10 protein-coding genes and 1 pseudogene are annotated in these 12,622 nt (G+C 46.7%); 4 read left to right on the top strand and 7 right to left on the bottom strand.

Annotated elements, in window-relative coordinates; genetic code table 11:
* Window positions 1–218: 218 nt before the first annotated feature.
* Window positions 219–674 (bottom strand): NTTRR-F1 domain, encoded by a 456-nt coding sequence (locus tag ACE5LO_RS13890; RefSeq protein WP_375520623.1) that lies wholly within the window; start codon window positions 672–674, stop codon window positions 219–221.
* A 358-nt stretch (window positions 675–1,032) separates the two neighbouring features.
* On the opposite strand from ACE5LO_RS13890, the gene ACE5LO_RS13885 reads away from it, so the two are divergent.
* Both ACE5LO_RS13885 and ACE5LO_RS13880 read left to right on the top strand, forming a co-directional pair.
* Complete coding sequence (locus ACE5LO_RS13885) at window positions 1,033–1,899, top strand: hypothetical protein (RefSeq protein WP_375520622.1); 867 nt, start codon at window positions 1,033–1,035, stop codon at window positions 1,897–1,899.
* A 75-nt stretch (window positions 1,900–1,974) separates the two neighbouring features.
* Window positions 1,975–2,421 (top strand): hypothetical protein, encoded by a 447-nt coding sequence (locus ACE5LO_RS13880; protein WP_375520621.1) that lies wholly within the window; start codon window positions 1,975–1,977, stop codon window positions 2,419–2,421.
* A 113-nt stretch (window positions 2,422–2,534) separates the two neighbouring features.
* On the opposite strand, the gene ACE5LO_RS13875 is transcribed toward ACE5LO_RS13880, so the two are convergent.
* The 3 genes from ACE5LO_RS13875 to ACE5LO_RS13865 all read right to left on the bottom strand — a co-directional run bounded on the left by ACE5LO_RS13875 (window position 2,535) and on the right by ACE5LO_RS13865 (window position 5,557).
* The gene (locus ACE5LO_RS13875) at window positions 2,535–3,263 is read right to left on the bottom strand and encodes an amino acid ABC transporter ATP-binding protein (RefSeq protein ID WP_375520620.1); all 729 of its coding nucleotides are present in this window, start codon (window positions 3,261–3,263) and stop codon (window positions 2,535–2,537) included.
* On the bottom strand, window positions 3,256–4,701 hold the full coding sequence (locus tag ACE5LO_RS13870; protein WP_375520619.1) for an amino acid ABC transporter substrate-binding protein/permease: 1,446 nt from the start codon (window positions 4,699–4,701) through the stop codon (window positions 3,256–3,258). Before ACE5LO_RS13870 ends, ACE5LO_RS13875 begins: the two co-directional genes overlap by 8 nt.
* 208 nt (window positions 4,702–4,909) lie before the next feature.
* Window positions 4,910–5,557 (bottom strand): FusB/FusC family EF-G-binding protein, encoded by a 648-nt coding sequence (locus ACE5LO_RS13865; protein WP_375520618.1) that lies wholly within the window; start codon window positions 5,555–5,557, stop codon window positions 4,910–4,912.
* A gap of 343 nt (window positions 5,558–5,900) precedes the next feature.
* Here ACE5LO_RS13865 and ACE5LO_RS13860 point away from each other — a divergent pair, with 343 nt between their 5' ends.
* Both ACE5LO_RS13860 and ACE5LO_RS13855 read left to right on the top strand, forming a co-directional pair.
* Window positions 5,901–6,887: a LacI family DNA-binding transcriptional regulator gene (locus ACE5LO_RS13860; RefSeq protein ID WP_375520617.1), complete on the top strand. Its 987-nt coding sequence runs from the start codon at window positions 5,901–5,903 to the stop codon at window positions 6,885–6,887.
* Between the two features lie 52 nt (window positions 6,888–6,939).
* Entirely contained in the window at window positions 6,940–9,195 is a 2,256-nt protein-coding gene (locus ACE5LO_RS13855; RefSeq protein ID WP_375520616.1) for an alpha-galactosidase, read from the top strand.
* A 71-nt stretch (window positions 9,196–9,266) separates the two neighbouring features.
* Here ACE5LO_RS13855 and ACE5LO_RS13850 read toward each other — a convergent pair whose 3' ends face one another.
* The 3 genes and pseudogenes from ACE5LO_RS13850 to ACE5LO_RS13840 all read right to left on the bottom strand — a co-directional run.
* The gene (locus ACE5LO_RS13850; protein WP_375520615.1) at window positions 9,267–10,079 is read right to left on the bottom strand and encodes a C40 family peptidase; all 813 of its coding nucleotides are present in this window, start codon (window positions 10,077–10,079) and stop codon (window positions 9,267–9,269) included.
* A gap of 688 nt (window positions 10,080–10,767) precedes the next feature.
* A complete protein-coding gene (gene sigK / locus ACE5LO_RS13845) occupies window positions 10,768–11,469 on the bottom strand; it encodes an RNA polymerase sporulation sigma factor SigK (protein WP_375520614.1) in 702 nt (233 codons plus the stop codon).
* A gap of 124 nt (window positions 11,470–11,593) precedes the next feature.
* Window positions 11,594–12,595, bottom strand: a pseudogene (locus ACE5LO_RS13840) (Fic family protein); the annotation flags it as partial.
* Between the last annotated feature and the right edge of the window lie 27 nt (window positions 12,596–12,622).

Genomic DNA, 12,622 nt, shown 5'->3' with positions numbered 1-12,622 from the left:
GTTTTCGAAGGAATAAAGCTCGGTCGCAATAGGACTATAAAAGTTCTATAACAAGGCTCCGGTAAATGTTATTGCCCCAGTGGCGATAGCTGAACCGTCAAGGGCTAGTGCTGTTAAAGTATACGTAACAATCCCAGTTTCCGGGGTTAAATCAACATGGTTGGCACTCGTAGTTTGAAAACTATTATTCACGAGCACTGATTGATTAGTGCTAAAAATCACGGTTGCCCACGAAGAACTTGTAATTGGAAAATTGTATCACCTACTATAGATTCCCAGCCAACTATTCCAGTTAACCAAATCCTACCTCCAGCGGGAACGCCGGTTATGGTTATAGTTTTTAATGTGATAGGGGCAGCCCCCACCGGAATTGCTGAGCTTCCTGTTGTATTTGGCGCATTTTCTGAAACCTGAAATTGTGAGAATAGCCCGATCGGGCCTGTTACACCCGTTGCTCCGGTGGCTCCTGTCGATCCAGTTCCCGTGGCTCCGGTTGCTCCTGAATTTGCTGGAACAAATTGTGCTAGATAAGAGATAACTGGGCCACCTTGCAATCTGGCCGAAAACATTCCCGAATGTGAGAATTGGCTTGTAACAACTGCATTCATCGTTATCCAAGGAAACAGCGTTCCTGATTCAAATCCCCCGTTAACTATTCTATTCTGAATAGGCATTGTAGCAGCCTCACCTCCGCTGCATTCAATTAACCTCAAATTTGAAGTCTCTTTATATTATTTCTCTGCATTAAAACGGCTTGGACCTTTTTTTCCTAAAATTAAAGGAGACTGAACCATCAGTTATAACTGATGGTTCAGTCTCCTTACCTATATCGCTATCTGGATAACCAATTCAAATCTTTGGGTGATGTTGTTCTTAGCAAACACATTGCTACCAGAGATTCGGAGCTCTTTTCACGTTTTCAGAGGATTGTACTTTCGAATTTCTGGTTAATAATGGTTGACAAATTCCAAGATCAGGAATATCATTGGTTTATAAAATACATTTATTTGTAAAAAAAAGGAGGAATATCGCATGAGTAAATCTTTTCCTTACCTCAAAGTTTTCCTTACAGTTATACTAATCTTTCAATTGTCCGCTAATGCCTTACAGGCAAAAAGTGCAGAATCGGACATCCAGAAAATTGACCCTCTAACGGAATCGGCAACAGTATCCAAAAATTTCATCAAAGAGAAAGCGATCGAAGAAGGAAAAGAACTTAACGTGAACGCATATGAAAACGCTCTTGAAAAGGCGAATTCGGGAGCAGAGAAAGAAAAGTTGTATAAAGAGCTAGATGAGTATGTTGTTTATAGTGAGGTGGAATATTTAAATACAGACGGTTCAACCAATGGAGGAGTTAGCATTTTAGCTTCACCAGGTGATAGTAGAATAACAACTAGTTATGTGTATGGCCAACAAACAACCTATGCAAATCAGAGTGGAAAGTTGTCAGATATGACAAGTAAAAGTATTACACTTGGGTTTTCTTATACGCATCCATATGTAAGCACTTTTATGTCCATTTTAGATGTATTTATCCCCTCAGTACAATATGCAAGCTATAACAGTACCATCATTTCAACAATTCATGATTACGTTATCATCAGAAAAGCGGTGGAGATCTATCAATGGAATGGAACTCAATATATATGGGCACCAATGGCCACATCTGAGAAAAAGAATACATCAGCTCAACTAAATACTGTATATTATAAAGGAAGTGTCCGCTATACACCGTCAAATTTGGACTTGGGACAAATAGCTGGGCAAGCCGGTACTTATTTTTATGATGAAGCTAGGTTAGTCTCACTTGCAAAAAGCGCGCTTTCTCCATTGTACTATTATTATACTTCTGGTTCAGTTGTTGGTATTGATCCTTCAAGTAAATTTAAATACTAATAATTAAGGGCAGAGTCTTACAAACTCTGTCCTTAGCTTACTTAACAATTTAAATTGTTTTTGGAGGTACTTATTATGAAGAAATATCCATTATTGTTGATTTTAATTTTACTGTTTATGGCAGGTTGCAGCACAAAAGAACAAATACAAATCGACACGGATGCATATCTTTATGATTCTGATTTAAATATAAGTGAAGGCGTTAAAGTAACATTAAAAGGTTTTTACGACAAAAAAAATAAGAATTTTAAAGGCTCTATTTCTATCAATAATATAGAATACTCCGATGTATTATTTACTTCTGGATCGGGCTTGATTGCTTATGAAGAGAACAAAAGGACATATTTAGGGGAAATTTTTTTCAATTACAACACACGCCAATATACAATAGAAGTTAGTGAAAAAAAACTTTTTTATAGTTTAACTAAACAAGAGTACCAAAATAATAAACTGATTATAAGCTCGCCTGCAACTAATATTGAAAAAGCTAAACAAATTAACACCCAATTAAAAAATGAATGAGAATACTTCCATTACATTCACCTTATAAACCGATCACTGACTGAAATCAGACAGTGATCGGTTTTTATCAATTATCTTAGTTTCGCAGATGTTTTCTCACTGCTTAGACCGCTTTACAGCACTTTTTCTAAAAAGCTGATAGTGCGCTCATTTTTCGGATTCCCGAATATTTCTTCCGGCGGGCCTTGCTCAACGATAAAGCCGCCATCCATAAAGACGACCCGGTCCGCCACCTCACGGGCAAAGCCCATTTCATGGGTAACGATCACCATCGTCATGCCTTCACGCGCCAGATCCTTCATGACGCCAAGCACTTCACCGACCATTTCGGGGTCAAGCGCCGAAGTTGGTTCGTCGAACAGCATGACATCGGGATTCATGGCAAGAGCACGGGCGATCGCGACCCGCTGCTTCTGTCCGCCTGACAGCTGGCTTGGGAAAGCATCCGCCTTGTCCGTGAGGCCTACTCGCTTCAGCAGACGAAGTGCTGTGCTGCGCGCCTCTTCCTCTTTCATTTTGCCGAGCTCCATAGGAGCAAACATGATGTTTTTCAGCACATTGAAATGTGGAAACAGGTTAAAATGCTGGAACACCATGCCGATATTTTCACGTGCTTTATTAATGTTCGTTTTCGGATCATTCAGGTCCTGATCATCAACGACAACCTGGCCCCCCGTGATCTCCTCCAGCTGGTTAATACAGCGCAAAAACGTACTTTTCCCCGAACCGGAAGGGCCGATGAGGCAGACCACTTCTCCTTCTTTGACCTGCATATCGATTCCCTTCAGCACATGATTCGAGCCAAAGCTTTTCTTTAGACCTTCAACCCGTATTTTACCCACGACGAATTTTCGCCTCCAGTCTGTCAGAAATTTTCGTTAAAACCGTGATGACAATCAGGTACATGATGGCAACGGTGAGCCAGATCTCAAAGGATGCGAACGTTCTGGCGATAATGATTTTACCCGATTGTGTCAGCTCGACAAGACCGATGGCCGACAAAATGGACGTGTCCTTGAGTGTAATGACAAACTGATTGATAAACGCCGGGATCATCACGCGTATGGCCTGCGGGATGACAATTTTCATCATCGCTGTACGGTAAGGCAGGCCGAGCGAACGGGCAGCTTCCAATTGACCACTGTCGATCGATTGAATCCCGCCACGAATAATTTCCGTGATATAAGCCCCCGCATTTAAACTGAGTGTCAAGATCGCTGCCAGAAACAGCGGCATTGTAAACCCGAACGCCTGCGGAATGCCAAAGTAGATGAAGAAAGCCAGAACAATGAGCGGAATTCCGCGGAACAGGTCAACAAAGACAGTCGCCACGCCGCGCAGAAAGCGGTTTTGCCCTACTTTCATAAATCCGAAAACCAGTCCCAGAATGAAGGCAAAAATCAAGGAAATTATCGTGTACAGCACCGTTTTTCCAAGACCACTCAAAAGCGGTGGCAAAGATTGCTTAATAAGCTCCCAGCGGCTTTGATTCACCGGGGATGCATTTTCACCAAGATACTTTGCCAGAATGCGATCATACTCACCGTTCGTATGGAGGTTGGCCAGGCCGGCGTTAAACTTTTGCAGAAGCTCCTGGTTCTGGCCCTTGCTTACCGCAAAACCATACGAACCTCCCTCTTCTTTCTCAGTGACGATTTTCAGACCATTGTTTTGAGTCACACCATAAGCTAATACGGGATAATCTTCAAAGCAGGCGGCTGAATTGCCGGTTTTCACATCATCATACATCTGGGAAGAATCGTCGAACGGCACGATCGTAAACCCGTACTTGGAGGAAATCGATTCAGCGAAGCTGTAACCCTCTGTACCTGTTTTAACGGCTACCTTCTTCCCCCTCAAATCTTCGTAGCTTTGAATGGTGTCATTATTTTGGCTAATGCCCATGACCACGCCGGATTGAAAGTAGGGTTCTGAAAAATCGAATTTTTGCTTTCTCTCGTCGGTGATACTCATGCCCGCGATGACACCATCCACCTGATGGGATTCAAGCGCCTGCACAGCTGCGTTAAATCCTAATGGTTTAATTTCATACTTGAAATTTTGATCCTTGGCGATAGCCTGCAGCAGATCCATGTCAATGCCGACGAAATTGCCGTTTACATCCTGAAACTCAAACGGTGCAAACGTAATGTCGGTACCGATAACATACGTTTTGCCGGAGTTCGACTCTGCCGCAGCACTTCCCGCCCAACCGGACAAGCCGGTCACCAGGAGGAGCAGCAGCGATAATATAAATACTGAGACCTTTGTTGTTTTCATGTGTCCTCCTCTTCTCATCACTTCGAGCATTCAACCCGAATTTCTTTGTAATATCAGCTATTCTCATTTTTAGCCGTAATTATTATTATACATTCCAATAATATGTGGGGTGAATATTTTTTTGTAATAAGATGTAAGGGAAAGAACGATTAGCCGGAAATAAAACAGACTGCCTTTAAAAGGCAGCCGTTTTTGTAAATTAAAGCCTTTATTTTCGAACAGAGAGAATGAACTTCTCCAGTGATCCTGTATCGGTAATACTCTGATTGCATACCTGATTATCCAAGCATACGTATTGGCCAATGGCAGCATAATTATCCGGTGAAGGAACAGAAGGCTTGGTCTTGACCAGGAAGAATGCAAGCTCATGATGCCGATTGCAGAACAGGCAATACCCTTTCTTGTTGGTCGGCGTAATTTTCCCCTCGATCCCGCTAAACTGTCCTTCGAACGGATACACGATGAATAATCTGTTCGCAGCAATATCCACCCAGCTGAGGTACGTCACAAATCGCAAGTCAATGGATTGCAGATCAGGCATTTTCAGTTTCTTGTTTTTCGGGAAAAGCTTCTCAATCTGTTTCGGCGTAATCGGCGGATATGATTCCAGGTAGGATTCCAATTCGCCAAGATATCCTTGGAAATCGTATGCCGTCTCAAAGGCCGATATTTGTTCCAGCATCTGCTGCTGCTCCTCTGTCAGGTCAGGAAATGCTTCAACAATATTCGTTAAGGCGCTATACCTTACAGTCTCCAAGACACTCCGATCCGCTACGTTTCGCAAAGCGTTCTGAATGAATTCCGCTTGTTTCTTAATCACGTTATATTGATGATTTTTAATAAATAGTTTACTCATAGCTCTTCAGCCCCTTATTTTTCATTAAAAGATCATAAGGTGCAAAGCCTGCTATAAGAAACGATTAAGCGTGGGCGATAAAATCAATCTTCCATCCTGTCACGCCCCATGCAAAGTATCGCCCTAAATCAGGCTTCGCATGAGGACTCCCTAGTGAATGAGCAATTTAGCATTGCCACGGTAAAACCCCCAGTCACAAATGATGAGAAAAGTATACCAAAAACGTCTATCGATGTACATTCTCAGACAATAATCATACCTATCTTGAAACTGTCAAAAGGGTATGCTAGGATGAATTTAGTTCAGTTTTAGTAAAAATATTAACTAAAAAGGCGTGAGTTTCTTGGCAACCATTAAAGACATTGCCCGTGAAGCGGGAGTGTCTGCGGCAACGGTTTCACGAGTGCTTAACAACGATCTGTCCCTGGCCGTTAGCCCGGACACGAAAAGCCGCATTTTTGCAGCCGCCGAACATCTCGGATATAAACCGTCCAGACTGAGGCAGCTAAAGCAAAACACGGAACGGGCTGGAAAAACGGTCTCCCTGCTCTTATGGTGCTCAATTGAAGAGGAACGGGACGATCCGTACTATGCCTCGATCCGCCGGGGAATCGAGCTGCGCTGTGAAGAGCTCGGCCTGACGTTGGGACAGACCCTGCGGGGCCGCTCCTCCCTCGTTGCCCTGCAAAAGACGGATGGATTGATTGTGGTGGGCAGCGTTGATCCCGAAGAGGCCGTCAAGCTGCATCCCGACAAAAATACCATTGTTCTGGTGGACCAATACCGGGAACTATTAGAGTATGATTCGGTACGGCTCCATTTCCGGCAGGCTGTAGAGCAGGCGCTCGGACATTTGCTTGACCTGGGCCACCGCCGGATCGGATTTATCGGTGGTGAGGGCGAAGGAGAGCGGCGGGCGCATTATTTTGAACGATTCATGCGGAAACGGGGACTATATAATCCTCAATTCGTCCGCACGGGGGCCTGGAGTACGGCTGACGGATACCGGATGATGAACGAGCTTCTTGCCGGAGAGGAACGGCCGACAGCATGTTTCGCAGCCAGCGACCCGCTCGCCATCGGTGCCCTGCGCGCACTGAATGAACATGGAGTTAAGGTGCCGGAGGACATGGCTATCGTGGGCTTCGACGACATTGAGATGGCCGCCTTCGTACAGCCTCCGCTGACCACGGTGCGCGCCTATCCCGAACAGATGGGCAAAGCTGCCGTCCAACTGCTGACCGAGCGGTTTGAGGGCCGTGAAGCCCCTGCCCACAGCGTCATCGGGACCAGACTGGTCATACGGGAGAGCTCGTGCAGCAACAGCTAAACAGACATCTACAGCAAATCTATTTTATGAATCCCTAAAGGAGTGAATTTTCATGAACATTCACGTAGACGAAACGCTTGGTTTATTTCACCTGCAGTCCAAGGATTCCAGCTACATTATCCAACTCGTCGAAGGGTATCCCGCCCATGTCTATTGGGGAGCTCGGCTTCATCATGACAGCAGTCTGGCCAGTATACTGGAGCTCAGGGAGCGCTGCTCCTTCTCTCCCAATCCCGTTCCTTCCGACCTTTCGATTTCCCTGGACACGCTCCCACAGGAGTACCCCCAATATGGAACAAGCGATTTCCGGCAGCCCGCTTACCAGCTGACACTGGCGGACGGCACCCGGATTACAGAGCTGAAATACACCGGATACCGCATTGTAGCAGGCAAACCCAAGCTCGCAGGACTTCCTGCCGTCTATACCGAAACAGATGATGAAGCGGCGACCCTTTTTCTGACCCTTGCGGACAAATACTCGGACCTTCAAGTTACTCTGCTCTATACCGTTTTTGCCAATCATAGCGTTATTGCCCGCTCTACTCTGATCGAGAATAAAGGAAACGCTGCCATAACGCTTGAGCAGGCCATGAGCGCCTCTGTCGATTTTGCCGATTCCAATTACGAGGCCCTCTATCTGTCCGGATCCTGGGTGCGTGAACGGCATATCCAGCGCCGTGAGCTTGGCCCTGGCGCCATTCGACTGGAGAGCCGGCGGGGCTCCAGCGGCCACCAGATGAATCCGTTTCTGGCCCTGCTTCGTCCCGATGCAACGGAGGACCATGGGGATGTGTACGGTTTCAGTCTCGTATACAGCGGCAGCTTTATCGCGCAGGCGGAAGTGGAGCAGTATGGTCAGACCCGTGTAAGCATCGGCATCAATGCCTTTGACTTCTCCTGGCAGCTTGAACCGGGACAGTCCTTTCAAACCCCTGAAGCTGTCATGGTCTACTCCGGAGAAGGCATTGGCGGCATGTCACGCACCTATCACCGGCTCTACCGTACCCGCCTATGCCGGGGCGTCTATCGTGATAAAGTGCGTCCAATCCTGGTGAACAATTGGGAAGCTACGTATTTCAATTTTGACGCAGATAAAATCGAAGCGATTGCCAAGGAAGGAGGCCCCCTCGGTATCGAGCTCTTTGTGCTTGACGACGGTTGGTTCGGAAAGCGCGATAAAGACGATAGCTCGCTTGGAGATTGGTTTGAGGACCGCCGCAAGCTGCCTGGCGGTCTGGCCGACCTGGCCAAACGGGTGAACGAACAAGGCATGCAATTTGGTCTTTGGGTAGAGCCGGAAATGGTATCTCCAAACAGCGAGCTATACCGTAAGCATCCCGACTGGTGTCTGCATGCTGAAGGCCGGCGGCGGACAGAGGCACGGTCCCAACTGGTGCTTGATCTCTCCCGCCAGGAAGTATGCGATTATTTATACGATACGCTAAGCTCCGTATTCTCTTCCGCTCCGATTACTTACGTGAAGTGGGACATGAACCGGAATATGACGGAGATCGCCTCGGCAGCAGCTCCGGCCGCACGGCAAAAGGAAACCGCACACCGTTACATGCTCGGGCTGTACGATCTGATGGACCGGTTGACCTCCCGCTTCCCGGACATTCTGTTCGAAAGCTGCTCCGGAGGCGGTGGACGGTTTGATCCAGGAATGCTATATTACATGCCGCAAACCTGGACCAGCGACGATACCGATGCCATCGAAAGGTTAGCGATCCAGTACGGAACGAGCATCATCTATCCGGCCAGCACGATGGGAGCTCACGTCTCGAACGTCCCGAACCACCAGGTGGGACGAATGACCTCGCTTGTTATTCGCGGCGACGTGGCGATGAGCGGCAACTTTGGCTACGAGCTTGACCTTACTGCATTTACGAAGGAAGAAAAAGAACTCGCCGCCAGACAAATTGCCCAGTACAAGGAAATTCGTTCCCTTGTGCAGCAAGGGGAAATGTACCGGCTTCTCAGCCCGTTTGAAGGCCGGGGCGATACAGCCTGGATGTTCGTCAGCGAGGACCGGTCGGAAGCATTTGTCGCTTACTTCCGCGTGCTGGCCGAGCCGAACGGGCCGATACGGCGATTAACACTCAAAGGACTTAATCCCCAGTTAAAATATAAGATCGAAACCGGGGTGACGGGCAACACCGAGGCGGGAGATGACGGTTCCCCCTTCCGCATCGCATTCGGCGGCGAAGCCTTCGGCGGGGACCGGTTAATGAGCATCGGACTTGTCGTCTCTGATCTGAAGGGGGATTTCGCCAGCTTAACCTTCCGGCTAAAGGGACTGCCCCGCTGATAGCGTATGGAGTCAATCATGATCAAAGAGAGCGCCGATCTCGGCGCTCTCTTGTTTACCTCTATCATTTGTTACAGTGCGCTTCCTCCAAACAGGAAACGATATTCCCAATGCTTGCCGGCAATGTCATTGATGGTTACGCCCCCGCCCTCATTGGAATACGTATGCAGCACTTTGCCGTCCCCCAAATAAATGCCGGTGTGTGTAATCCGTTGTTTGGACTTGTTAATTCCAGCATAAGAAGAGGCTTTTGTTCCTTTATAGGACATAAAATACATCAGATCCCCCCGCTTCAGCTGTCTCCAATCGGTCTTCACCGCACCTTTGGCTTTAACATAATCCCCTTGCTGGCGGGAATCGGATGGCAGTTTGGTGCCGAGCGCGTCCAGGAAGGCCCGGCGTATAAAGCTGGAGCAGTCAAAGGTTGCTGTGCTGTTACGGTTTGCTCCGTATTCATAAGGCGTACCCCAATATTTCATACCTGCAGCGATTACCTTTTCTACAGCTTGGCTGCCTTTGGCGGTGGAAGTATAATTCGAGTCCGAAGCGCCTGTATTGCCGCCAGAACTGACGCTACCGCTGATGGCTTGAGTATATTTTGATGAAGATGATATATATCCTGTCCGGTTGTCGGCATCCTGCACCTTGTACCATTCTGATCCGGATTCTTCAAGAATCGTTACCGTCTCGCCTTTTGGCAGCTGACGAATAGTGCTTGCAGAAGTCGAAGGCGATGTGCGCAGATTGACGCCCCAGATGACCTCCGCTTTTGAATTTTCAAACGCGGCAGCCGATACGGATGCCGTGAATGCCCCTGCCGTGAGACTTGCTGTCAGCATTGTTGCAGTTACGCTTAACGAAATGATCTTGCTTTTCCAATTCATGCTTTTGTGTTCCTCCTGATGTCCCAGATTTTTTCACCCGGCCTGTTTCCCACCGGGCTCGTCCCATTGTAAACGGACCGTCCAGAAACGATCATCAGCCCCGGGTCCTGTTTGACACAGGCAAACTTGAGCACAAGGAATCAGAGGAGGAGGCATGATTTGTTTTCCAAAAGCATTAAAAACCGTGATTTCAAAAAGGTTAAATAAAAATTAAATTTTTGTAACCAGTTGATATCATTACATTTTTTAATGATTCGGAGCAATTTCTTTTCCCCGACCGGGACGGCGGGCCCTATGACCTATTTAAACATTTTTTGAAATGCCGAAAGTGGTAAAAATTACATCTCTAAAGGTTACAAATTTAGCTTGATTTTTTCATCGGAACACTTTAGCTTCATCCAAATAAGTAATATCATATAAATTAATTACAATAAATGTAGGTTCGCTGCGACTTTTCGGATGAATCGTCTGCTTGGCTGCTGCGAGAACACGGCTTCAGAATAATTCGTTAGTCCAAAAGTTCAGATGCATACCTGATCCTCAGGTCCCCGCTTCTACTGGTAAACCCGTTTTTGATGTTATGGACACGAAACGATGTAATTATGATCCGGGCCATTGCTTCATAGAAAAAAAGAAAAAAACAGACGACCGTTATCCGGTTCGCCTGTTATGTAGATAATATTTTCTTTTACCCCTTCTGCTTATAAAACTCATGATACAGCTTCATGAGCGCCCGCTTCTCGATCCGCGACACATAGCTGCGGCTGATGCCCAGTTCCTTGGCGATTTCGCGCTGTGTCCGTTCCTCGCCGCCTGTCTCCAGTCCGAAACGCCCGACCACCACTTCTTTCTCACGGTCATCGAGAATGTCGAGGTTACGGTAAATTTTACTTTTCTCGATCTTGAGCTGTACGGTGTTGATCACATCATCATCCTCGGAGCCGAGGATATCTATCAGTGTTATCTCATTGCCTTCTTTGTCAGTTCCTATCGGATCATGCAAGGAGACATCCTTGCGGGTTTTCTTGAGGGAACGCAAATGCATGAGGATCTCATTTTCGATACACCGGGCTGCGAATGTTGCCAATTTGGTGCCTTTGCCGGTTTGGAAGCTTTCGATGGCCTTGATGAGACCAATGGTGCCGATGGAGATCAGATCCTCCAGGTCTTCGCCGGTATTATCGAACTTTTTGACGATATGTGCCACTAAGCGCAGATTATGCTCAATCAGCATATTACGGGAGTGTGCGCTGCCTTCGGCCATAAGCTTTAGATGCCTGGCTTCTTCCTGCTCGCTAAGCGGCTGGGGAAACGCATTGTTTTTGACATACGAAACAAGCAGCGTCAGTTCCTTGATAAACAGGGCAATTGCGGTAAACAGTCCGGGCACGGATGACACCTCCTGAATTTTTGCCTGATACCGGCCTTTCGTATCATTTTTGCGGTCTGTTCATTGTATGTAGGCAGCTGCCCATCCGTGCCTGTACGTATTAGAAAAAAACCTGCTATTCTGTTCATTTCAGGAAATGGGGGAACTTTTCCGGTGCACTGCGAATTTCTTGCGCCAACTGCTCATAAGCTTCTGTCAATTTAATCGAACGAACTCTTTTTGCATCATGATCACGAGGCTCAATAAATCCTGCTTCCCTCCAATGGTTTACCTTTTCCCTTATCGATCGATCCGACAAACGCAGAAGCTCCCTCATTTCGCTTGTCGTCATGGTGTCTTGTTTAAAAGTTAATTGAGCAAAAACCATTCTTTGCTGAGGATCTAACCTTCGAATCAGTTCCGGTTCGATTTTTGTCATTTGTACGGATTTCTCTGTAACGATGGCAGCTGCCTCCTGAAACACCTCTGCCAAACCATCGATAAAAAATTCGAGCCATGGGGTCAGATCAGCCTCATTTCGCCCAAAGTAATAATTGTGATGAAGGCCTAACTGCAGTCTCCGATAGTATTCTGACAAATTGCGGTCATAGAAGTTCTCAAGTACAAATAGTCCTTTCAAACCATATCCACCGCGGCGGAGAAGATAAGTCGTGATCATCCGGGCGGTACGACCGTTCCCATCCATATAGGGATGGATCGTCAAAAACTGCCACATAAATATCCCCGCTTTGATCGGGACCGGAATCGAATATGTTTCAGGGGAATTAATCCATGCTACCAGATCCTCCATTAATAAAGGGACATCGTTCCATTCCGGTGGCAGATAAAACCCGGAAGCATTGCGGCTGCCTACCTGATTCTGTTCCTCTCGATATTCACTAATACGCGGTCTGCGGCCGTGTGATATCTTAATAATGGCATGAAGCTTCTTAATAAACTCCTCTGTAACCGGCAGCTGTCTGATGTCCGCTTCATCCAGATATTCCAAAGCCTTCATTAAGTTATACACTTCTTGTTCTTCATTGTCGCTGCTGTTATGGTATAAGACTTTTCTTTTCGTCGCCTCGTCGAGCGTATTGCCTTCGATCTTAGTAGAAAGGATGACCGTCTTTTCCATCGAGTCTTTTTATATCATTGCCGCTATTTTGCCGCA

The sequence above is a fragment of the Paenibacillus medicaginis genome, assembly GCF_042138635.1.
Taxonomy (GTDB): domain Bacteria; phylum Bacillota; class Bacilli; order Paenibacillales; family Paenibacillaceae; genus Paenibacillus; species Paenibacillus medicaginis.
The sequence above is the reverse complement of the archived record's forward strand: the minus strand, read 5'-3'. Positions and strand labels throughout refer to the sequence as shown.

Bases quoted from the DNA above. Each gene is read 5' to 3' on its own strand.
- ACE5LO_RS13850 (WP_375520615.1), bottom strand. From the start codon at position 10,079: ATGAATTGGAAAAGCAAGATCATTTCGTTAAGCGTAACTGCAACAATG.
- ACE5LO_RS13885 (WP_375520622.1), top strand. From the start codon at position 1,033: ATGAGTAAATCTTTTCCTTACCTCAAAGTTTTCCTTACAGTTATACTA.
- ACE5LO_RS13855 (WP_375520616.1), top strand. From the start codon at position 6,940: ATGAACATTCACGTAGACGAAACGCTTGGTTTATTTCACCTGCAGTCC.
- ACE5LO_RS13865 (WP_375520618.1), bottom strand. From the start codon at position 5,557: ATGAGTAAACTATTTATTAAAAATCATCAATATAACGTGATTAAGAAA.
- ACE5LO_RS13870 (WP_375520619.1), bottom strand. From the start codon at position 4,701: ATGAAAACAACAAAGGTCTCAGTATTTATATTATCGCTGCTGCTCCTC.
- ACE5LO_RS13890 (WP_375520623.1), bottom strand. From the start codon at position 674: ATGCCTATTCAGAATAGAATAGTTAACGGGGGATTTGAATCAGGAACG.
- ACE5LO_RS13880 (WP_375520621.1), top strand. From the start codon at position 1,975: ATGAAGAAATATCCATTATTGTTGATTTTAATTTTACTGTTTATGGCA.